Origin of the sequence: Pedobacter nutrimenti (assembly GCF_003208655.1) — a bacterium.
GTDB classification, from domain to species: domain Bacteria; phylum Bacteroidota; class Bacteroidia; order Sphingobacteriales; family Sphingobacteriaceae; genus Pedobacter; species Pedobacter nutrimenti.
The window spans coordinates 247,370-267,955 of record NZ_QKLU01000004.1 but is presented as its reverse complement, the minus strand read 5'-3'; the positions used below and the strand labels follow the sequence as shown (position 1 = coordinate 267,955).

Annotated in this window: 23 protein-coding genes; 6 read left to right on the top strand and 17 right to left on the bottom strand. The window is 38.1% G+C overall.

Annotation, left to right across the window (positions count from 1 at the left end; translation table 11 throughout):
• Window positions 1–39: 39 nt before the first annotated feature.
• The 4 genes from B0O44_RS12670 to B0O44_RS12655 all read right to left on the bottom strand — a co-directional run bounded on the left by B0O44_RS12670 (window position 40) and on the right by B0O44_RS12655 (window position 4,239).
• Window positions 40–570 (bottom strand): GNAT family N-acetyltransferase, encoded by a 531-nt coding sequence (locus B0O44_RS12670; protein WP_110831052.1) that lies wholly within the window; start codon window positions 568–570, stop codon window positions 40–42.
• A 133-nt stretch (window positions 571–703) separates the two neighbouring features.
• A complete protein-coding gene (locus tag B0O44_RS12665; protein WP_110831049.1) occupies window positions 704–1,597 on the bottom strand; it encodes an Rpn family recombination-promoting nuclease/putative transposase in 894 nt (297 codons plus the stop codon).
• A 52-nt stretch (window positions 1,598–1,649) separates the two neighbouring features.
• Window positions 1,650–2,312, bottom strand: a complete 663-nt coding sequence (locus B0O44_RS12660; protein WP_110831046.1) for a response regulator transcription factor — start codon at window positions 2,310–2,312, stop codon at window positions 1,650–1,652.
• A gap of 4 nt (window positions 2,313–2,316) precedes the next feature.
• Complete coding sequence (locus tag B0O44_RS12655) at window positions 2,317–4,239, bottom strand: sensor histidine kinase (RefSeq protein WP_110831044.1); 1,923 nt, start codon at window positions 4,237–4,239, stop codon at window positions 2,317–2,319.
• Between the two features lie 165 nt (window positions 4,240–4,404).
• Here B0O44_RS12655 and B0O44_RS12650 point away from each other — a divergent pair, with 165 nt between their 5' ends.
• Both B0O44_RS12650 and B0O44_RS12645 read left to right on the top strand, forming a co-directional pair.
• A complete protein-coding gene (locus tag B0O44_RS12650) occupies window positions 4,405–5,685 on the top strand; it encodes a hypothetical protein (protein ID WP_110831042.1) in 1,281 nt (426 codons plus the stop codon).
• 157 nt (window positions 5,686–5,842) lie between these two features.
• Window positions 5,843–6,673, top strand: a complete 831-nt coding sequence (locus tag B0O44_RS12645; protein WP_110831040.1) for a tetratricopeptide repeat protein — start codon at window positions 5,843–5,845, stop codon at window positions 6,671–6,673.
• Here B0O44_RS12645 and B0O44_RS12640 read toward each other — a convergent pair.
• The 8 genes from B0O44_RS12640 to B0O44_RS24990 form a co-directional block, all read right to left on the bottom strand.
• A complete protein-coding gene (locus tag B0O44_RS12640; RefSeq protein ID WP_245943657.1) occupies window positions 6,572–6,856 on the bottom strand; it encodes an aminoglycoside 6-adenylyltransferase in 285 nt (94 codons plus the stop codon). The genes B0O44_RS12645 and B0O44_RS12640 overlap by 102 nt on opposite strands.
• 47 nt (window positions 6,857–6,903) lie before the next feature.
• Window positions 6,904–7,512 carry an ankyrin repeat domain-containing protein gene (locus B0O44_RS12635; protein WP_110831034.1) on the bottom strand — a complete coding sequence of 203 codons (609 nt, stop codon included), beginning with the start codon at window positions 7,510–7,512 and terminating at the stop codon, window positions 6,904–6,906.
• A gap of 53 nt (window positions 7,513–7,565) precedes the next feature.
• Entirely contained in the window at window positions 7,566–7,757 is a 192-nt protein-coding gene (locus B0O44_RS12630; RefSeq protein WP_110831032.1) for a hypothetical protein, read from the bottom strand.
• Between the two features lie 6 nt (window positions 7,758–7,763).
• Window positions 7,764–8,498: a DUF3667 domain-containing protein gene (locus B0O44_RS12625; protein WP_245943656.1), complete on the bottom strand. Its 735-nt coding sequence runs from the start codon at window positions 8,496–8,498 to the stop codon at window positions 7,764–7,766.
• Between the two features lie 426 nt (window positions 8,499–8,924).
• The gene (locus B0O44_RS12615) at window positions 8,925–9,305 is read right to left on the bottom strand and encodes a VOC family protein (protein WP_110831026.1); all 381 of its coding nucleotides are present in this window, start codon (window positions 9,303–9,305) and stop codon (window positions 8,925–8,927) included.
• Between the two features lie 80 nt (window positions 9,306–9,385).
• On the bottom strand, window positions 9,386–11,566 hold the full coding sequence (locus B0O44_RS12610) for a TonB-dependent receptor (protein ID WP_110831024.1): 2,181 nt from the start codon (window positions 11,564–11,566) through the stop codon (window positions 9,386–9,388).
• A 61-nt stretch (window positions 11,567–11,627) separates the two neighbouring features.
• Window positions 11,628–11,888 (bottom strand): hypothetical protein, encoded by a 261-nt coding sequence (locus B0O44_RS25390; RefSeq protein WP_394340871.1) that lies wholly within the window; start codon window positions 11,886–11,888, stop codon window positions 11,628–11,630.
• Window positions 11,800–12,006 (bottom strand): hypothetical protein, encoded by a 207-nt coding sequence (locus B0O44_RS24990; protein WP_170123326.1) that lies wholly within the window; start codon window positions 12,004–12,006, stop codon window positions 11,800–11,802. The genes B0O44_RS25390 and B0O44_RS24990 overlap by 89 nt, the downstream gene beginning before the upstream one ends.
• A gap of 98 nt (window positions 12,007–12,104) precedes the next feature.
• Between B0O44_RS24990 and B0O44_RS12600 the strand changes: the two genes are divergently transcribed.
• Window positions 12,105–12,518 (top strand): (R)-mandelonitrile lyase, encoded by a 414-nt coding sequence (locus B0O44_RS12600; protein WP_110831021.1) that lies wholly within the window; start codon window positions 12,105–12,107, stop codon window positions 12,516–12,518.
• Window positions 12,519–12,559: 41 nt separating this feature from the next.
• On the opposite strand, the gene B0O44_RS12595 is transcribed toward B0O44_RS12600, so the two are convergent.
• The 4 genes from B0O44_RS12595 to B0O44_RS12580 form a co-directional block, all read right to left on the bottom strand.
• Complete coding sequence (locus B0O44_RS12595; protein WP_110831019.1) at window positions 12,560–13,006, bottom strand: hypothetical protein; 447 nt, start codon at window positions 13,004–13,006, stop codon at window positions 12,560–12,562.
• 46 nt (window positions 13,007–13,052) lie between these two features.
• Window positions 13,053–13,577 carry an RpnC/YadD family protein gene (locus B0O44_RS25210; protein ID WP_110831016.1) on the bottom strand — a complete coding sequence of 175 codons (525 nt, stop codon included), beginning with the start codon at window positions 13,575–13,577 and terminating at the stop codon, window positions 13,053–13,055.
• 22 nt (window positions 13,578–13,599) lie between these two features.
• Window positions 13,600–14,490, bottom strand: a complete 891-nt coding sequence (locus tag B0O44_RS12585) for a helix-turn-helix domain-containing protein (RefSeq protein WP_110831014.1) — start codon at window positions 14,488–14,490, stop codon at window positions 13,600–13,602.
• A 79-nt stretch (window positions 14,491–14,569) separates the two neighbouring features.
• Window positions 14,570–15,388 carry an SDR family NAD(P)-dependent oxidoreductase gene (locus B0O44_RS12580; RefSeq protein WP_110831011.1) on the bottom strand — a complete coding sequence of 273 codons (819 nt, stop codon included), beginning with the start codon at window positions 15,386–15,388 and terminating at the stop codon, window positions 14,570–14,572.
• Window positions 15,389–15,597: 209 nt separating this feature from the next.
• Between B0O44_RS12580 and B0O44_RS12575 the strand changes: the two genes are divergently transcribed.
• Window positions 15,598–17,769, top strand: coding sequence for a hypothetical protein (locus tag B0O44_RS12575; RefSeq protein WP_110831009.1), 2,172 nt, complete (start codon window positions 15,598–15,600; stop codon window positions 17,767–17,769).
• A 36-nt stretch (window positions 17,770–17,805) separates the two neighbouring features.
• Here B0O44_RS12575 and B0O44_RS12570 read toward each other — a convergent pair whose 3' ends face one another.
• Entirely contained in the window at window positions 17,806–18,219 is a 414-nt protein-coding gene (locus tag B0O44_RS12570; RefSeq protein ID WP_110831006.1) for a hypothetical protein, read from the bottom strand.
• A gap of 455 nt (window positions 18,220–18,674) precedes the next feature.
• Here B0O44_RS12570 and B0O44_RS12565 point away from each other — a divergent pair, with 455 nt between their 5' ends.
• Both B0O44_RS12565 and B0O44_RS12560 read left to right on the top strand, forming a co-directional pair.
• A complete protein-coding gene (locus tag B0O44_RS12565; protein ID WP_110831004.1) occupies window positions 18,675–19,421 on the top strand; it encodes a metallophosphoesterase in 747 nt (248 codons plus the stop codon).
• Between the two features lie 99 nt (window positions 19,422–19,520).
• Window positions 19,521–20,009, top strand: coding sequence for a hypothetical protein (locus B0O44_RS12560; RefSeq protein WP_110831001.1), 489 nt, complete (start codon window positions 19,521–19,523; stop codon window positions 20,007–20,009).
• Window positions 20,010–20,586: the final 577 nt, after the last annotated feature.

Sequence of the window (20,586 nt, the reverse complement as noted above, 5' to 3'; positions counted from 1 at the left end):
ATGAACTGGCATAATTGGGTAAGGCCTTTAAACCTGTTTTCAATAGGACACGCCCCCAGAGTTGTTTGACAATAACTTCCAATAGAGCATCTCCTGATGCTCTTCAATTTTAGTGAAATTTAAAAAAGTTAATATTTTTTGTGAAGTGAAATTTTCTTTTGAACAGTTTGCAGTAATCGCTTTGATTCCGGCTTGTTTAAATGCCCATTCTATTAATCCTAAAGCCGCCTCTTTTGCATATCCTTTTTGAGTTTCGCTTTGAACAATTCCATAGCCAAGATCAATCTCCCCATATTCATTAGGCGAGCCTTTAAATCCAATATCTCCAATTAAAATATTTGTGCTTTTATGAATAACCATCCAGGATTCAAATCCAGAAGGTGATTGGACTTTATTTAAATTTTTTAAAATTCTTGGCAATGTATCCAAAGTTTCCAGATCAGGCCAATCTTTAGCAGGGCTAATACCTAAATCTGTCAGACATGAAGTCGAACTGGATAATACTTCTTCACAAATCTGTATCGTAAAGGGTAGTAATTTTAATCTGTCTGTCTGAATTTGAAGTAACATGAAAATAAGTGTTTTGATTCATTTTTGTTGGTGTACCAGGGAGCAGAGATTAACATCCCCGAAAATCGGATTAGGGATAAATCGTTCTGTAAGTTTCAAAAAGATATGGGATTTAGCCCGAAATGAAATCAGGCTATATGTCTAGTTTTTCAATTTCTTCCACAGGAAGCTTGGTGACTTCTGCAATAAAAGCATTGTCCAGACCCTTTTTCTTGAGCTCCAAAGCAATATTCAAAGTTGCTGTGTGCCTCCCTTCCAGTTTTCCTTCGAGCTTTCCCTCCAGCTTTCCTTCTTCTTTAGCCAGCTCTTTAGCATAGGCTATAGAATTATGGTAATCAAATTTCGCCTGTAAACTTGATTCATATAACTTCTGTTCTTCTTTGGATAGTTTACTCACCTCTGCTATTTTAAAAATCTTCTGGAACACTCTTTTATCCAGGTAGTCGGGCATCTTATCTAATTTGCTCAGGTTTTTTAACAAATAAAACCAGCGATCCAGATCTGATTCCAGTTCATGCGCCTCTCTATCAAAGTTAGCCAATTCCAGAAACTTAAGTCCTATGCCTTTGAAAAAAACTTTATTGGTCTTATTGTTAAACAGAGAGATGTTGTGCATAAAATGCTTTTGATCCTCTTCGAACTTAAATTCCATAATGCCAATGAGGTAAACTTCTTTTAGCTTAACCATCCCGGCAACTTCTCCTTTAGGTACCTGGGCACTGATTAATCTGCATAAGGAAAACACACACCTGTCTCTGAAGTAGGGTTGGTGCGCCCGCTGCATTTCAATGATAAACTTTTCTCCGTCTGTTCCCGTACAGGTCAGGTCAAAAAATACCCTTTTCTCGGTACTCTGATTTCCCTGGTGTTCAGTAGGGCTGTAAACGATGTCAATAATATGTTTCTCCCCTTCAAAGAGGGCATTTAAAAACCCGATCATAATGTCTTTGTCTGGTTCACTTCCGAACAGGTGTTTAAATCCAAAATCGGTGAGGGGGTCAATGTAACGGCTCATTGTTGTGGTCATGTATAATTAAATTAGCATACCTCCAATCAAGGCCAATTTTTTCGGATACTGGTTATTTTTTATAAATTCCCTGTACGACCGCAAAAGCCACTACATCGGCCATGTTTTTTGCATGGAGCTTTCGGAAAATATTTTTACGATGGGACTCTACTGTCAAATGACTGAGCCCTCTTTTATCGGCAATAAGTTTGGTAGAATAGCCTTCGGCAATGAGTTGAATAATTTCAATTTCTGTTTTAGTGAGCTTATGCATTTTCATAAAATCGGTTTCCGGTGCTTGCCTGATATTGGATTGAAGTTCAGTAGGGGTAACCAACACTTTAATCCCAGACATCACCTGCTTAAGAACCTCTTTCAATTCAACTGCTGTAATGTTTTTGGCAATGAAACCCTCAATGTTATTTTCTCTTATAAAGTTTTTATAACCTGCTTCAAAATGCGTACTGACAAAAATGATCTTCAATTTATTGAATTTTCTTTTGATCATCATGGCGCTTTCCAGTCCGTCCATTTCGGGCATATTAATATCCAGCAAAATCAAATCAGGTTGCATGCCATTGAGAATCTGTAAAAGCTCACGACCGTTATTGACCTTGGCCACCACCCTAAATCCGCTAATCTGATTGATAATTTGCTCCAGCCCATCAGCAAAAAGCGAGTGATCATCTGTAATGACGACCCTAATAGGTATTTCTGAATCTATACTTCTTTGCATAAGTTTATAGCGGAATTTCTATGATCATTTGTGTGCCATTTTCATTGCTGTCTATATGTATGGTTCCCTTTAAAAAAGCAACTCGCCCCTGAATATTTTTTAAACCAATTCCCTTTACCTTTTTTTGTTGATTAAAGCCAATGCCATCATCTTCGGTCATAATCTGGATACGGTCTTGTTCAATCAGAATTTGTAGGGCAGCCTGACGGGCCAGGGAATGTTTGTTGATATTGGCCAAAAGTTCTTTAATAATCCTGTAAATGGTCACCGAATAAACTTCCGGTAAATGTTCGTCCTCTCCTTCGGTAATCAGAACAAAATTAATGGGACTGTTTTGGTTTAATTCTTCAATCCTTTCGTTGATGGTATTGAATAAACCATTTTCCATAAAATCTTTTGGCAGCAGATCGTGTGCAATGGCACGCATGTCATTAAAAGCTTTATTGCTTAGGCTCAGGCTATAATTCTGATACTGCTCCAAAACAGACTGTTCCTGATGTTTAATTTCTAAACTTCCTAAATGCAGGGAGAGGGTGCTTAAGGTAGCACCAAGATCATCATGCAGATCACGGGCCAATCTTTTACGCTCTTCTTCTTCAGCGCCGACAATCTTTTTAATCAGTTCCTGCTGGTGCCGGTTTAATTCATTCATTAAGTTTTCTTTTTCGGTTTTATAGGAATTGTACCTGAATACGATACCTAAAAAAATCACAAAGGTTTCCAATACAATTCCAATTTCAATATCGTTAGGGAACCTCTTGAAAAGGAGTTCCTGGTTGTCCCCAAATAAAACCATCAGTATAAACTCAATTAATCCGATTAAAAATATCAGAACTGCAGCCAGGTAAAACCAGGCAGGTGCAAATTTTTGGATAACCTTTTCTACAGCAGAAAGAATAAACAGCAGGCATTGAATTAGAAGGACTACAGCCAGTACCATTTCGTATAAGCCGGTTAAAAACCGGTTGTCCCCTAAAAAAAAGAAAATAAAAAGATTAACCGGGATCAATGCAATTATAATCCATAAACCAACATCAACCAGTATTTTTATGCGGCTGTTGCTTTTCTTTTGATTTAAAAACCATTGCATAATATAGGTCATCAGGATCCCCAGAAGTGAAGGGGATAAATTTTGCAGGTAACCAGACAAAATGGGATAATTGGGGTAGAGGTATTGGATGTCGAGCCCTCTCATGCTATAGATTTCATAAAGGGCAATTAAAATATACACCGCATACAACAAGTGAAGTTTGTCTTTAAGAAAAAGTCCAAAAAATACATTGAGCATAAACACTGTAAGCATTAAGCCTGTAATTAATCCTGCCACGAGATAAAAACGTTCTTCTTCTGCTTTAAAAGTATTTGCAGATCTTAATTGCGGAAGGAAATGAATGGTGTCTCCATCGTCATTATTGATGACAAACAAAATGGTCGTTGTTGTACCTGCTTTAAGCTGAACAGGATATACAATGTCGCAATAATTATAGGGTCTTGCCTGAAAGGGGATATTGGTGCCCGAAGTGCCTAAGCTGATCAGCCTGCCGTTTTCATTCTGTTGATAACCCTCTACCAAATCGATCACCTGACTGTTAAATTGATAATAAAAGGTGTTATCCTGGCCGGTAGTATTTTTCACTTTAACCAACAGCCAATAATGTTTGGCAACATGGAGCCGCTCACTAAAAGATTGGTCCTGGCTAAGGGTTTTGAAGTCTTTTTTCTTTAAAGAACCAAGTATAAAACCGGGGCTGAGCTTTTTGTTTGTTCTGTAAATATACAAGTGCTGATTCAGGGAATAATCCACGCCATTGACCTGAATGTTCAGGATATCGTTGACCGTTTGTGAAGAAGATGTTTCTGAGAGGAAAACTAAAAAAAACGCAGCAAGCAGTCCCCAATATTTTACATCATAAATCTGGAAATACATCAGCAGTAATTAATTGAAAACTAAAATACAGTAAGTGTCTGATATTCTGGTTATATCTACCTGTAAACAGGTAGGGTTTTATGAAAAAAGAGCAAGTAATTTTATAACTTAAATGCAAACTGGTAACTGTTGCCGCTTTAAACGCTGAAACTCTAAATTAACGTCATGAAAAAAATCAATCTGGTCGTTCTGTTTGTGCTCTCCTTTTTATATGGAACGGCCCAGCAATTTAAATTAACATTAAATGAAACCGTTGCCAACACGGGCTATGAGTACCTGGGCGACTGCGACCTTACGGTGAATAAATATCAGCAGGTTTCAGGAACCATTAAGTGGTCAATTGTAAAAATTGATAGGTCGGCCATGAATTTTTATAAGGGTAAAATGGGTGCTACAGCGGTTGAATATGTGGCGGGCAATTATAATCCCTCCACAAAGACGTTTTCTTTTGCCGGCAATCGCAAAGATGATCCTTATGGTGTATATGCTTTGGACAATTACCAGATCAGGCTGTTGGATAATATGCGGATTCAGGGAAAAACAAGGGGGACCGGTGTATGGGATGGAATTATAAACGGAAAATATTCGGGCACAAATATACCGGAAAACAATGTGCTTGCCGGTGTCAGTTCTGCTCCTGCTTCCAGGCCTGGTGAAAACCTCAATGCTGGAACCGAAACCAAACGTTATTACGATTTACTCGATCAGTACCTTTTTCATGCGTTAAAAGGAAACTGGAACCCGGAATATGTACCCGGCAGCCTGAAGGATATAAAATTTATATCGCGCGCTAAGAATGGCAAACCCTTGGTCGTAAGGGGCGAGTTTTCGTATAAGGGCTTTAGGAACGCCGTTTGGACAACAACGGTTGATGTATTGTTTGAAGATGAGTTGGCTTACTATATGATTTATGGTGAAAAAGATTGGAAACACAGCATCCCTTTTGATGTTGCATCGCGTCCGGAAGCAGACAAAAAACGAATAGCCGCTTTTCAGCAACGTTATGATGATGTGGGTAATTCGAAATTGGCCACCATAAACAAAAAGAATTACCAGGAGACTGTTCAGTTTTTCAAAACCAAATTTCCGCCAAGTACGGACGCCAAAAAGTATCTTGTTTTTACCCGTTATACAGAAAAGACACCAAATAGAAAAGAAAAAGCACCTGTTTCTGTTTATGATGGCCGGGGCAATGTGACGATGGATATGGTGGAACAGGAAAAGGAAGGGAAATATGTAACGACTTCAGGTTACAAAAATACCAGTAGTAAAACCGTCATTCTAAAAGGCCTTCAGCGGGATTTGCATTCGGATGGGATATGGTATTATAAAAATATTTCTGTCAGGATAAAACCCGGAGAGTTTTTTGAAATTGATCCTATACAGGAGTTCTATAATCCGGGAAATGCAGAGTCTTCCATGATTTATTTCTTTAACATCAAATAGCAATGAAGCTGGTTGGTAAAGACCGGTGCGCGGGGAAAATAGGATAGGTGCTAAGTGATTGATTTTCTGGGTGCATATACCTGTAAACAGGTACGTGTTTGTAAGGTGAATAGTGATTAGTTTTAATAAAATTATATTAACCCACTAATCGAAATACATGATAGCTTATGTAACTTATACCCTGCTAATCTTATTTGTAATTAGCTTTTTATTCACGATTGTAGGACTTATCGCACCCAAAATTACCCTGTTTTGGTATAAAAAAAACCGGACCCGGCGCTTATCGACTTTGTTTTATGGACTTTCATCGATATTTTGTATCGTGTTGTGGATTGGTGCATTTGTGATTGCTGTTGTTCTGGAAGACAGCGAACCGGTGGTAGAGGCTCCCAAAAATCCGAAGGTACTGTTAACAGATTCCCTTTTAAAAGTTGCTAAAGCTTACTCGCAAAGTGATCAGATAGATCAGGCAAGGCTCAATTATGATAAAATCATTGGATTAAAGGGGTTGGAAAAGGACAGTGTTTTAAGGGTTAATCTTGTTTCGGCTTACAAGGGCAGGGGCAAAATTTATAAAGACATCTACCAGAACCAAAAGGCCCTTTTAGATTATGAAAATGCTTCTAAACTGGAAAAAAACAATATTTCAATCCTATTGGAAATAGCTGAACTGAAATTCCTGACCTATGACTACAAAAGTTCGATTTCCGTTTGCGACCAGGTTTTAAAAATGGATACAGCCAATGCAGATGCTTTAACTCAAAGAAGTATTTCGAAAGAATTTTCAAATGATTTTAATGCTGCACTTTTGGATATTAATAAAGCGTTGTTTATATATCCCTCCCGTGCAGGTTATTATTCTACCAGGGGCAGAATTTATGCTAAGTTAAACGATCTCGATAAAGCATGTAAAGATTATCATAAGGCTTCTGATCTGGGCGCAAATGTTGCCCGGGAGCTTAAAGTCTGTCAAAAATCTGGGAAATAGCAAGTTTATTAGAAGTGTCTCAACCCTGTTGCCGTCTGTGAACTGCATAAGGTTAGAAAAGGCTCCGGCCATTTCAGCGGAAGGTGGGTACAGCTCCATGTCTTCGGGCATCTGCAAAATAAAACGTTCCCCAAATACATTTATCCAGCTCTGATTATTCAGAAAAGGAGCAAGGCTGCTCACGACATAAATGCTGTGCCCAGGTACGATTTTTTTGCCAGGGTTATTCGCTAAAACAATTCGTAGTTCTCCAGTCTAAAGTTGGTTACAAATTCCAATGCAGCGGGCCGTTTGTCATTGACCTGGTTCACATCTGCACCTGCTTGTATTAAGGCTTTAAACAGGCTTCTCAATTGATTCAATAAAATTCCGTTGCTGAAATCGGCGTCCGGATGGTTGAGCATTTGGCTACTGTCAAGCAAGGCCCTGTGCAGGCAGTTGTTGCCATAAGAGTCAAGTGCATTTGGATCGGCTTTTTGGTTTAACATCAGTTTCAAAAGCGATAAAGCTTTGTCAAAATTACCGGTGTCTTTTTGCATGGTGTACGAATTAAATATGGCTGCCCGTATACCATCGTGCAATACCGGTGCCCTCCACTGGTTCACCGCAGATTGTTCTATGAAATTTACATCTGCACCGTTTTCAATAAGAAATAAGGCAATGTCAAAATTACCCGTTTTAAAGGCCACCTGAAGACCAGACTGACCATCGTCTTTTTGGGGAGGAGCAAAATTACAGGCTTCAATATAGGCTTTGTCGCTATGGACAAGCGTAGTTACTGCCTGAAGGTCCCGATCGCTGATTGCTTTAAAAAAAGCTTTTATTTCCTTCTTTTTCATGTTTCGGTTTAGGATTAAAGATAGGACAATACAACAAAAAAAGATACAGCTTGCTACTGTTGTGATTTGTTTTTGAAGCTTTTTACGATAAAGAAAATACTGGCAAAAAAGACTGTGAGATACACATATGCTAATGCAGGTTTTTCAAATTTAAAGTTTTCAAAGTCAAATTGCTTATACAATGTGCAGCCTAAAATGATGGCTACAATAATAAAAACAAAGGATAATGCTTTTTTATTTTCCATATATTTTTAATGTTTTATAATCTGGTCAATTAATTGGCCTAAAAGAAGGGCGCAAAACCAAAAAGTAACCATTCCCAATAAATAGGCAATTAGGGCTTTAACATAATTGACGACTTTTTTCTTGTCAAAAAATTGTCCTATTGCCCAGGCGCAATACAAAAAGAATACAAGCTCCCGCACCATCGTGAGGTTAACATGTGTCAGTCCCTGAAGCACTACAAAAAAGGCAAAAAACAACATGCCTATTCCCATAGCAAAGCATAAAAGTATTAAAATCTCATAGAAATTATAATCGTACTTTCTGAAAAAGAGTTTTAACCAAAAGGCAATAAATACACCCATAATAATATTTGAATAGCCCAAATGACCATAAATCCATTTGATAATGGAAGCTGTTGCAGTGTTTTCTGCCTGACCTGCTTTTAGTACTGGCTCATCTATATGAAAAAAGTGACTGGCCAGCGTATAAATCAGGGAAGCAATAATGATAAAAATAATGGGTTTAATAAGGCGGCTTCTGTTTTCAGATATAAAGTTTCTGATACTTTGGCCTGGTCTGAGCACCAATTCGCGGATGGTGTAGAGTATTCCTTTCTCAAAATGTAATACGTGTTCAATTTCGTGGAGAACATAATGTCCGTTAATCCGTTTCAGTTTAACAGGTTGTGCACAGTTGGGACAATAATTTAAATGTACCTCGGTGTTGCAGTTTTTGCAATGTATATTTTGTGTTGGCGTCATTAAGGAGTAAGTCGGTTATAGGTATCCCAAAAATATATAAATATTTTAATTGTGCATGGGATAATATTAGGCTTGAAAATTTCAGTAAGGCGCTTTTGTTTTTATTTTACAGAGACATTGTAGTCTTTTTGTGAAAAATGAAGTATACAACTCTTGTGCAAACCAATAACATGAACAATAAAAATAGGAAGAGGTCTTGTTTTTGATAAATTGTTGTATGCCATCCGGGCTTCTCTGACATGAAAATTTCTGAAGTAATAAAAATTTGGACGTAATAAAGTATCCCGATAGTGATCAATATGTTTAATGCCTGTTTGATGAAGCGATGCAGATTCATAGTAGTACAATTGTATTATGGGGTAAATATATTTATTGTCAATGAAATTACCATGCTTATGGGTTTATTGTCAACTGTTAAGCCGTTTGCTATATATAATTGCTTACTTCAATAAGATTTTGGTCAGGGTCCCGAAAGTAAACAGACCTGATTTTTCCTGTTGCGCCTGTTCTTTCCACAATTCCCTCAACAACATCAACTCCTTTTTCTTTCAATTCATTTAAAACAATGGCCACGTCTGTTTCGGCTATAAAACACAGGTCTGCCGAGCCACAGGTGGGTTGCGCTGCTTTAGGCTCAAACTCGTGTCCTTTTTGATGAAGGTTTATTTTTTGATTTCCAAATGCCAGTGCTTTTCTGTTGTTTCCAAAGGTGACCACCTCAAAGTTTAGCACAGCTGAATAAAACTCTATGGTTTGATCAAGATCAGCTACGGTTAATACCAGGTGGTCGATATTTTTAATTTTCATGGGCTTCTCTGTTAAACTTAACCGATTTAAAAATACAAAATAAAAAGCCGGGCTGTAACCCCAGCTTTTTATCTCATTGGTTATAGCTTTAGTTTGATCCCTCCATTAACGACAAATCCATCTACAGGGGCGTAAATGTCCCTGAAAGTCGGACTGCTGATGGATCCGGTATAAATGCTGTCAAATTTGGTTTGCCGGGTGTCGGTCAGGTTTTCAAAGTTGATGAAAATAGAAAAACGTTCCCAGATTTTCTCGGCCATGAGTCCGGCTGTCCAATAGCTTTTTCCCTTTGTTCCGTCACTTAACCTTTGCTGGCTGAAGTAATAGGCCTCGGCACCAATTTTCCATTGATCTTCAATTTCATACATAAGGATGTTGTTTAAACGGTGTTTGGAAACCAGTGGATAAACAACTGTCTGGTTGCCGGTTTGCTGATGGACATCGGCCAGGGTATACCCGATAAATAGTTTAAAAGGCCCATAGCTAAGTTTTGCATTGGTTTCCATTCCTTTGGTTTTTAGGTTTCCCGGTGGTTGAATGTAGGTTAAATTGCCGCCTGTAGCGGGAACCAGCAATATGGGTTGGTTAATTCGGGTATAAAAGAACATTTGGTTGATGCTCAGTCCAACCTGGTTTTCAAAGAGTGCGGTGCGGTAATTGACATCGTAATTGGCGCCATAGGAACGTTCGGCTTTCGTGTTGCTCACATCAACTGGAAGTACATTTCTGAACTGTATGCGTTCTGCATCTTCTGTAAATACACTGGGTGCCTTGTAACCCAGTCCGCCACCCAACCTGGTAGAAAAATGCGTGTTGATTTTCCACAAGGCAGAAAGCTTTGGCAAAAGAAAAAAGCCATATTCATTATGGTAATCGCCCCGAAGGCCCGACTCTATCGTAAACTGTTCGGTGATGCTGAAGGTGTTTTGCACAAAAGCGCCAATGGTGTTGTAATTGTAGCTCCTGAGCGCAAAATCGCTGTTTCTGTTTTCTTTAAAATGGTCTGAAAGCAGGTTAACACCCAGTACCCAGTCGGTTTTTTCACCTTTACGGGAATAATTGGCTTCACTATAGGTGGAAAGTTGTACGCCCGAGAAACGGTAATCGGGAAGTCCGATAGAGCGGTCGTAATAGCTTAGGGAATTGCGGACAACGAACTGCTCTTTGTCGTTTAATTTGCGGTCCAGTTCTAGCTGCGAGCTATAGCGTCCGGTTTTGTTTTCTTCAAAATACCGGTGCTGTGCATTGCCCCGGCCCTGGATCAATTCGATATCGCCCCCAATGCGCTTTTCAATTGTGGCATTTAATCCTGCCGTTAAGGTGGTTTGCTCATTAAAATAAAGGAACAATTTAGGATTTAGGGTATAACGATTAAATTTAGGAATGGCGGTTAAACCAATACCAGAAGGATCATAAGCTGTTCCGTGATTATATGCGGCGTAAATAGTTGTGCCTGCCTTTTTAAATTTCTGTGCATAAAAAGTACTTAGATCGAGCCCTAAGGCCGAGTTTCCGTTTGCTAAAAAATTAAGCTGGCGAGCTGCTGTAGGTTTTTTGGACACCAGATTGACCAGGCCCGCTATGGCACCACCGCCGTATAGGGTCGAGGATGATCCCTTAATGACCTCAACTTGTTGTAAATCAAGAGGGGCGATTTGTAATAAGCCCAGGCCACCTGAAAAACCGGAATACAAAGGAAAGCCATCGCGGATAATTTGTGTGTATTTCCCGTCGAGCCCCTGGATGCGGATGCTGGAGTTTCCACTGGTGGCCGAGGTTTGCTGTGTTTGAATGCCGGTACTTTCGGCCAACAGCATTCTGATGTCGCCAGGTTTCATATTGCCTTTTTCTTCTAATTCTTCACCCGAAATCACTTCAATTCTTGTTGGAATATTTGCAATTGTCCGGGTGCTTCTTGTTGCCGAAACGGTAATTTCTTCCAGTTTCTCTCCTTCTTCATTGGCCTCAAGATATATTTCGGCTGCTGTACTTTGTTGTAGGGGAAACAACAAGGTGCTTTTTTCTGTTTTGAAGCCGGTATAGCTAAACTGGATAACCTGGTTGCCATTGGGCACATTGGTCAACTGGGCCATTCCGTTAGAATCGCTGACAGCGCCAATTTTTGATTCCTGAACTTTTACGGTAACCCCGGGAATAGCTTGTTTTGTTTTTGCGTCTTTAATGATCGCTGTATAGGTGTTTTGGGCATAGGCCGATACTGCAAAAAGCAGCACTGCCATAAGCGCAACTAATTTTTTCATGATGTAATAATGGTCATTAAGTAAATAAATAAAACCAGTCTGGTAGAGACTGTAATAATGATTAACTTAATTTGGGTGGTTGCCAGATTACCTGAGGGATTTGGCTCAGTTCAACGGGCAGGTAAATGCTATCGTGCTGAACGGGTTTTAAAATGAGGGCAAAGGAAAGCAGGGAAAAACTGTTGATGGTGAAACCTATACAGGTGCCGCAAACATAAAATGGTGAACAACATTTACAACAGTCCTCTGCTTTTTCTGAATGCTTGTCCGGTTTCTGTTGTTGGTGCTGTACGTCGTTTTTTTCTAAAGCACAGCAAGGCACCGTCGTAAGAACGAGTACAAAAATGGATAAAAACAGGGCAAACAATTTCACCTTGTAAAATTATAGATTTTGCTTTAACTACAGTCATGAAAGATTTATATTCAGTTTCGATTGACATTTGGTAAAATGATTGATTTTATAAAACTAAAATTGTAGCTGTGGGTTTTAGTTTATGTATAAGGATGAGCAGTTTTTAGCTTAAAAAGTAAATATAAAATGACAACAGAAAATAGCGGTTCTATTTTTCCATTGGGAAACATGGGGCCATCGGAATGGTTTAGTGGTGAGGTACATATTCAGGGCCTGGTGGCACCTGATCAAATGGAAAACCTGTACAATGTTGGACAGGTAACTTTTAGTCCTGGGGCCAGAACGCATTGGCATACGCATCCAATAGGGCAGGTGTTACTGGTAACTGAAGGTAAGGGTTGGTATCAGGAGCGGGGAAAACCTGCGCAGGTGCTCAGCAGGGGAACTACGGTAGTGATCCCAAAAGATGTGGAACACTGGCATGGAGCCTCCGCTGCGCATAAAATGGTGCATATTGCGATTTCCAATGTACAGAACGGCAGTACGGTAAACTGGCTAACACCGGTAACGGACCGGGAGTATGCAGAGGTTGGGCAATAGAAGGGATTTTTAAAATGGTGAAATAGACGATCAGGTGGTATTTAACGGGCTTCAGGAATTGCCTTTTTAATATTTTCAATATCTTTTTTGAAAACATCTAAGCTCTTTTCTAACACGACATGATTGGTGTTTACTTTTTTTACAACCAGGTCATAATAGTTTTTTTTGAATAGTGAGGTAATTGGCCTTTCCTTAAAAGGAAGTTCTTTTTCTCTGACTTGAACATCGTACTCAGAAAATTTATATTCATTTTTACCAACACGTATTTGATCTGTTGTAATTACGCATTTGTTATGAATGTAGGTAACAATAAGTAAAAATGGCATGATCGCAAATCCAAATAAACTGAAGACCCCAACACGGTAGGTGGGGCTGTTATGTAAAATTACACCTTCGATAAGATTATATAGTGATCCGTACATAATAAACGGCGCAATTACAGCATAAAAAAGAAGTACTTTTTTTGCTAAACATATTTTCAAATGCATCTGCGAAAGTTTAGGTCGTTTTAAATGGGGAATAATGATCCGTCATTTATATTTTCAACTTTTCAATTTCCTCGACGGAGAGTTTGGTGAATTTTATAATTTTCTCCATAGAAAGTCCATCCTTTTTCATTTCCAAAGCGATTTCTAAGGCTTGTTTATGTTTTCCCTCTAAAATTCCTTCCTGGATACCTTCTCGGATGCCTTCCCTGATGCCCTCCTGAATTCCTTTTTTCTCTCCCCTAATGTAAACAGGGGCCTTTTCAATATTGAAAAATTCGTTTACTGATACCATAATTTCATCTAATTGATTTCCTAAGTTACGCAATTGGACAAGTACGTGCAATTGGTATAAATATTTGTCTTGTGTAAGCCCTCCAGTCGTTTGGTTTTTTATATCCATAACGATTTGCTTGAGGATTTGTTTTGGGTCTTCCATTCCCGGGTTGCCTAATATGGCCAGTAGCTTTTGCTCTATTTTATCTGACTTTAAAAACAGGCGGTGATCGATTTTAAAAAGCGGGACCAGGTTGTACCTGTATTGAAAATCCAGGGTTTGAATGGTGGTCGACATGGTAAAGTCGTTCTGGCCAATATTAATTCGGCATTTGTTTTTTAAACCTATTTGGACTGACCCCAACTTCTTTCTTAAATAACCTCGAGAAATAGGATAGGTTTTCGAAGCCTAAAGCATAGGCGATTTCGGAAACTGTTTCTTCTTTTCCTATTAGCCTGTTTTTTGCTTCCGAAATCAGATAAATGTGAATGTGTTCCAGTGCAGTTTTTCCGGTTTCAATTTTTAGTAAATCACTTAAATAGCCTGGCGAAAGGTTAAGCCTTGATGCCATGTCATGAACCGATGGCAATCCCTTCACATCCAGCATACCACTTGCTACATATTTGTCTATTTCTTCATTAAATTTTGTAACCGTATTTCCCGGAACACTCGAGCGGTTGATAAATTGTCTTTTGTAAAACCGTTGTGCATATTTCAGCATGGTATCTAAATTGGCCAGAATAATTTCCCGGCTGTATTCGTCCTGGTTGTTATTGTATTCCAGTTCAATTTTATGGTACAGTTCCCAGCTCACTTTTTCATCTCTTGGTGAAAGGTGCAGGGCTTCATTGGTTTCGTAATCGAAATAGTGATATTTTTTGATTTCATGATACAGGGAATGTCCCATTAAAAAGTCTTCATGGATAAATATCAAAAAGCCGTCTTGCTCAAGCTCCAGGTTTTTCATTTCAATCACCTGGCGTGGTTTAAAAAACAGCATGGAGCCGCTTTGGTAGTCGTACTTTGTCCGTCCGTATTTGATCGTACCGGCAATTATATTTTTTAAACCGACTACATAAAAGTCACTGGTAAATTCCCGGTCGCCAATGGTACAGGTATGGTTACATTGGTAAATGCTAAACAATGGGTTTTCCGGTGGGGGGAATCCATTGTCCTGGTGCAGTTCACTTAAAATTTTATAATGTTTCATGTGCAGGAAAATAGTAAATCACAATTTACACATTTGAGGGCGTAAATTGTGATTTGATGAATTTAAAATCTGTGGTTTATTAATGGCCATGCGCGGTTACAGCGGTTTGGTTCCACTGTTCCATTTCAGCCAAACGTGCAGCGTAAACCTGCTTAACCACCGGGTAAGCAATTTTGCCCAGTAAAAAGTGCAAAGGAGGGTTTTCTGCATCAATAAGCTCTAAAAATGCCGGAACAGTGGTTTCTGGTTTGCCCCATGAATCTGGAGTGGTGCCTTCAAAAAATGCTGCTTTAACGGGTGTATATGCTTCGTTTGCTTCTGTTTGAACTGCAGATGCACCGGACCAATCTGTGGAGAAGCCATTTGGCTCAATCAGGCTGATTTTAATGCCAAAACCTGCAACCTCTTGTTGTAAGGTTTCACTTAAACCGTTTACAGCATATTTTGAAGCATTGTATAAGCCCAGTACCGGTAAGGTGACCAAGCCTAAAAAGCTCGAAACCTGGATAATGTGTCCGGACTTTTGTTCCCTCATGACCGGAACGATGGCCTGGGTCATCCAAAGCAGCCCGAAAAAGTTGGTTTCCATTTGGGCACGGGCCTGTTGCTCACTGGTTTCTTCAATCGCACCAAATAATCCAAATCCGGCATTGTTAACCAGAACATCAATCCGTCCAAAATGATCTTTCACTGTTTTTACTGCAGCAAAACAAGCCGTTCTGTCATTGACATTCAATTTCAAGGGAAGAACATTGCTGCCAAACTCCTGGACCAGGTCATTTAAATCTTCCAGGTTTCTGGCGGTTGCTGCAACTTTATCGCCACGCTCTAAGAGGGCTTTTGCCCATAACTTACCAAAGCCACGTGAAGCACCGGTAATTAAAACTATTTTTGACATTGTTTATTTTTTTATGTTGTTTAACAACACAAAGGTAAAGCGGTTACCTGGGCCGGGTTTATACAAAACACGGTAAGATTGACACAAATCAAGGAGTTGGGTTTGGGGCATAGAATATAAACCCAGTTCGCTTCAGTTTAAAATCTTTTGATTATCATTGCTACGACCAATTTTTGAGAATCATCTCCCAATAAATTATGCTTTCAAAGATGCCTTTATTTCAAAAAACACTCCGTTTATTCATTTTTTCTTTGTTTTATGCTGTTCCCCTGTTGGCTCAGTTGCCCAAAGGGGGTGCCGGTGATCCTTTGTTTTTTATTGATGGAAAAGAAGTCCTCAAGTCTGAAATGGGCAATATTAATTCTAATGATATTGCCACAGTCACTGTACTAAAGGAAGGAGCATTTAAAAAATATGGTGAAAAAGGTAAAAACGGTGTGGTTTTAATTGAAACCAAAGCTTATTCCAGAAAACGTTTTCAACAATACTTCTCTGCAAAATCGCCTTCGTACAAAACATTATTGGAGCTCAATTCTAATGATCAGAATATCCAGTATATTTTAAATGAAAAGGTTTTAAAAAATGATTACGAAGGTGATTTGGCAAGCATTGCCGATAGCACGTTAATAAGTGTTGATGTGATCGATGCGGGGGAACTTAAAAAGTATAAAGTTACAGATAAACAGCATGGGCTGCTTATTAAAACAAAAGACAAAAGTGAACCCCAACAACAGAAAGTTGAGCAAAGTAAATTTGAACCCGAATTACTGATCCTTTCGGTAAAGAAAATTTCTTTTGATCCTGCAGCAGCTAAATATATTGAGAACCAGAATAAGAAATTAAAACAAGAGATCAGCAGTCATGAACTGACGGAGCCGTCGGATATCAAGGAAGAGAACTTTAGGTTGATGGCCAAAAGCACCATAAACTATGCTAAAAAGCTTGATTTTTTTAAGCAGATTTCTATTAATTCCCAAAACTACCTTACCTACAGGTTTATAGAACGGTTTCCAAATACACTTATTCTTATAAAAGATACCACCGCAGGAAATGACTTAACAGATTTGGCAAAGATTGCCAAAGATGAAAATATGCCTTATATATTGAGTTTCCCATCGGCGCATATGGCAAAAGAAAAAGAAGGTTTTGTACTACATTTAAAAGTTCAGTTGTATGAAGCCGAAAGCAATTCTTTTCTTTTGGATAAAGAATACAAAGGAGATCAGTTGAACCGGGGATTCGAATTTTCATGCGATGGTTCTATCCAATGTACCATTAACAATGCACTGTCTGTTGCTTTGACTGATGTTATAAAACAAATTGCATTAAATAATAAAACACTACAGGCAGGGAATGTTTTAGCCGAAAAAAGAGCTGATTTGATTAAAAAGGAAATTTTTTTAAAAAACATGGATTTGTCATTGATCAAATCCGTTATTCCAGAAGCTGATCGTACAGTAGATTTTCAGGACCTTTACCAAAGTTTTTATAATGATGATAAAACGAAGTTTGTAGGTTTCTTTTTTCGCCGGGTAGGCCCTCAGGGATTGAAAGACCTTTCGGAAAACAAAAAGGATTTGCAGGTGAAGATTTTATCCGGAGCTACGATTAAAGATAAAAACTTTCTGAGTGTTCCCCAGAACTATGCATATATCGTTAAAGGCGTTTCAGATAAGGGCAAGTGGTACTATAAGAAAGATATGGCCACCTATTTTGAAGCCAGTGATGAAAACGAAGGCCGATTAATTTATCTTAATAATCTTCAAGGCTGGGGTTATTTTAAAGAAGGGACTAGTGTCACTGATCCTGATTTTTGGGAAGGGGAACTTTTTGAAAAAATAGAAGACAAACGGAAAAATCCTGACTGGGAAAAATATAGGGAAATTTGGGAGGAGGAAGAGCTGGATAACCGCAATTATATTGGCATGTACAGACTGGTTGCAGACCAGATGAAAGAAGAAAGAAAGGCAGCGGAGGATAATTTTAAGGATAGCGTGGCTAACCATGTTTTTAAACCATTTTATGAGGCATCTATAAGGTCTGGGCTTTATCAGATTGCTGGTTATAATTCCATTTTTAAAGATTTCCCCATGATTTATGCTGCCGATAAAAAGGTAATCATTAATCCTATGGAAATTAAAGACAACAGGGGGGTGATTTCTGTTCGGTATTTTGTCTTTCTAAAGGACTCCGGAAAGATTTATGAATGGACCTATTTTCCTCCATTTAAAAAGAAAAAGGGCAGTTTTGAAAATGGGATTATGGAAAATCTTGGAACAATTACAAAATGGAATTATTCTTACCGGACGCTGGAAGACGAACAGTTTTGGAGCAAATATGTGCTTGCCAGGGAAAATGGGGCCTTCAAATATCTGAAATAGCTTTAGGGGATAGCTCAACTTCATGAATATCTTTTTTTAAAAATAGGCCCACCAATTGTCAAGTTGGGCCGATATTTTTAATGCATCGGGATAATCAATGGAAAAGAAATTATGGTTCCAATTGAAGTCCCTTTTATATTGTATAACTTTCAGATTATTGGACCTCAGGTCACTGGTTTTTATCAAAAAAGATTCATTGGTTAAAGTAATCATATTTAAGGCTTTCAGAAGTATATCTTCATTGTTAAGAAAAGAGTTTGTTTCTATGAGCCTATTTAGGGTGGTCGATTGTACAAAATATTTTAATTCCATGCAGACGTAAATTTTGTCGCCTTTTTCTTTATCCATGGCCAAAAGATTACAGTAATAAATTAAATCCTCACTACTTTTACAGAAAGCAGTTATAATATCATCATACCAATCTAAAGTGAGTACTTCCTTAAATTTCATTTTTGGCTTTTAACCGGATGGCAAAATTTGAGATGTATTTGTAAATGGTACGAAACAGCCAAGAGATAACCCCTGCGCAGATTAACAGGAGTAATGATAAAATTGTAATGCGAATTTGTGACGGATAGATGGTGGTGTGCCAGCCAGGTGTTACAGACATAAAATTATCTGAAGTAATAACGCTTATGGTGCAATAGACTATAATAAATGTTATAAATGTAGTCAGTGTCCATTTGATGAGCTTAAACATACGCATTGAATTTTATATAAAATGTGAACTGGCTTGTCTTTTTCTACCCGATATATGCTTTGCTTAATCGGCTGGAGGAATAAAGATATTTATTATCGGGAAGTTTATCAAAAAGAGGCACTAAACTGAGCCGTTCAAATGGATATACAGATTTCTTTTTTACCTTTCTGAAAATATGTTTTAAGCTTAGTGCATATTTGGATCAATGAAAATACAGATTATTAGTGATTTACATCAGGAATTTGGTGTTTCAGATTTGAATTTTGAAAATGCTGACCTGGTTATTTTGGCGGGAGATACAAATCTGGGAACAAAAGGAATTGATTGGGTTAAAAAAAATATTCCTGATAAACCGGTCCTTTATATTCTGGGAAATCACGAATATTATAAAGGAAGCTATCCAAAAACACTTCATAAAATTAAAAAGGCTTCAATGGATTCAAATGTTTTCGTTCTTGAAAACGAGAGGATTGAGTTTAATGGAATAAGGTTTCATGGTACAACATTATGGACAGACTTTTCCCTATTTGGAAACCCTGTAGAATATGGGGTAATTTGTCAGGCTAAAATGAACGACTATAAGCAAATTCGAAAAGATCCTTCTTATGCCAAATTAAGATCCATTGATACGTATAAAATTCATCAGTTTTCAAAATTGTGGCTGGAAGAAAGTCTGGAAGAGTCCGGTGATTATAAAAATGTGGTGATCACGCACCATGCTCCAAGTATTAGGTCTGTACCCGAAGTATACAAAAAAGATCCTGTAAGTTCGGCATACGCATCGGACATGGAAAGCGTCATTTTTAGGCATAAACCACTGTATTGGATCCACGGCCATATCCACACACCGGTGAGGTACAAAATAGATCAGACCGAAATTATCTGTAACCCGCATGGATATATTGATGAAAAATATAATGGTTACCAAAAGGAACTAATTGTTGAAGTATAGCCTTTTTTGATGTTTGAAGTAAATTGCTTGATTTTTACTGTTTTACGGAAAAAATAAATAGATTAGTATCTGAACAAACTAAATTAACCATCTTGTTTTATGAAGTACCGTTTTCTATTTGTCTGCCTGCTTTTAATAACTTCGCTGAGCTATTTTGGTTGCAAAAAAAGATCAGCACTGGAGCAGGACAAAGAAATTGACCCTTGTGCCGGTGTGTTTAGCGAGTCAGGTCCATGGACCATTGCACTTAAGCTGGTTGACAAGGATACAAAGGAGAATCTGTTGCTGAAAAAAGCTATAGATACTGCACAGATTAAAATTGTAAATCAAGTTGAACAGCGCATCGTTTCTAAATTTGTTTATGTGGATAAGGGGCTTGTGTATTTCATGGTTCCGGAAAAAACCACAGACTTTAAAATTAGTGTGTATACTGGATCAATTGACCCTATTCTACTGACTTTTTCCAGCACGGTAAAGGCTGCCCGATGTGGTATTGATCATCAGGTTAAAGACATGTCAGTTGGTAATTACCCTTTTGTGATTTCAGAAAAGACTTTCAGAAGGTATACCTTGGATATTGGTATTTAACAGCGTGCCGATTTAAACCCCTCTTATTTACAAAAACACACAATCTGGCTTTGTTTTTATGACCAACAGTAGCCGGAAACTTGGACTCATTGAGCACGTTGAGGCTTTATTTACTGAAGGTAAAATGTAAAAAAAATCCTTAGATAATTTTAACCATACTAGTTCTTAAAATTATAACTAATTTTAAGAACTAGTAAATGAAAAGAGCGCTCAGATATTTTTACTTCAGGCTGTATAACTATTATGCTTCTGGTTCAGGAGATCCATTTGTGTCTTTTTGTGTATCAGCTTGTGCTCTGATAATTTTTAATTTTTTCACCTTAATTGAGTTGATAGAGGTGTTTTTTAATTTTAAATTGTTTTATATCCCAATACAAAAAAAGTGGAGCCTTGGATGTTTTTGGCTATTATTGTTCCTGGTGCCGTTTTACTTTTTTCTTGACTTTTTGATCAGAAAAAAAGGACTGCATGATTCAATTATGGAGGAGTTTAAAGCAGAAAACCGGAAGGAAAAATGGGTAAGCTCTATTTTGGTAATATTGTACTTTGTGCTGTCCACAGGGTTTCTTTTTTTAGC

Coding starts and splice junctions, on each gene's coding strand:
- B0O44_RS12670 (WP_110831052.1), bottom strand. CDS start 570: ATGTTACTTCAAATTCAGACAGACAGATTAAAATTACTACCCTTTACG.
- B0O44_RS12665 (WP_110831049.1), bottom strand. CDS start 1,597: ATGACCACAACAATGAGCCGTTACATTGACCCCCTCACCGATTTTGGA.
- B0O44_RS12660 (WP_110831046.1), bottom strand. CDS start 2,312: ATGCAAAGAAGTATAGATTCAGAAATACCTATTAGGGTCGTCATTACA.
- B0O44_RS12655 (WP_110831044.1), bottom strand. CDS start 4,239: ATGTATTTCCAGATTTATGATGTAAAATATTGGGGACTGCTTGCTGCG.
- B0O44_RS12650 (WP_110831042.1), top strand. CDS start 4,405: ATGAAAAAAATCAATCTGGTCGTTCTGTTTGTGCTCTCCTTTTTATAT.
- B0O44_RS12645 (WP_110831040.1), top strand. CDS start 5,843: ATGATAGCTTATGTAACTTATACCCTGCTAATCTTATTTGTAATTAGC.
- B0O44_RS12635 (WP_110831034.1), bottom strand. CDS start 7,512: ATGAAAAAGAAGGAAATAAAAGCTTTTTTTAAAGCAATCAGCGATCGG.
- B0O44_RS12630 (WP_110831032.1), bottom strand. CDS start 7,757: ATGGAAAATAAAAAAGCATTATCCTTTGTTTTTATTATTGTAGCCATC.
- B0O44_RS12625 (WP_245943656.1), bottom strand. CDS start 8,498: ATGACGCCAACACAAAATATACATTGCAAAAACTGCAACACCGAGGTA.
- B0O44_RS12615 (WP_110831026.1), bottom strand. CDS start 9,305: ATGAAAATTAAAAATATCGACCACCTGGTATTAACCGTAGCTGATCTT.
- B0O44_RS12610 (WP_110831024.1), bottom strand. CDS start 11,566: ATGAAAAAATTAGTTGCGCTTATGGCAGTGCTGCTTTTTGCAGTATCG.
- B0O44_RS24990 (WP_170123326.1), bottom strand. CDS start 12,006: ATGTCAATCGAAACTGAATATAAATCTTTCATGACTGTAGTTAAAGCA.
- B0O44_RS12600 (WP_110831021.1), top strand. CDS start 12,105: ATGACAACAGAAAATAGCGGTTCTATTTTTCCATTGGGAAACATGGGG.
- B0O44_RS12595 (WP_110831019.1), bottom strand. CDS start 13,006: ATGCATTTGAAAATATGTTTAGCAAAAAAAGTACTTCTTTTTTATGCT.
- B0O44_RS25210 (WP_110831016.1), bottom strand. CDS start 13,577: ATGTCGACCACCATTCAAACCCTGGATTTTCAATACAGGTACAACCTG.
- B0O44_RS12585 (WP_110831014.1), bottom strand. CDS start 14,490: ATGAAACATTATAAAATTTTAAGTGAACTGCACCAGGACAATGGATTC.
- B0O44_RS12580 (WP_110831011.1), bottom strand. CDS start 15,388: ATGTCAAAAATAGTTTTAATTACCGGTGCTTCACGTGGCTTTGGTAAG.
- B0O44_RS12575 (WP_110831009.1), top strand. CDS start 15,598: ATGCCTTTATTTCAAAAAACACTCCGTTTATTCATTTTTTCTTTGTTT.
- B0O44_RS12570 (WP_110831006.1), bottom strand. CDS start 18,219: ATGAAATTTAAGGAAGTACTCACTTTAGATTGGTATGATGATATTATA.
- B0O44_RS12565 (WP_110831004.1), top strand. CDS start 18,675: ATGAAAATACAGATTATTAGTGATTTACATCAGGAATTTGGTGTTTCA.
- B0O44_RS12560 (WP_110831001.1), top strand. CDS start 19,521: ATGAAGTACCGTTTTCTATTTGTCTGCCTGCTTTTAATAACTTCGCTG.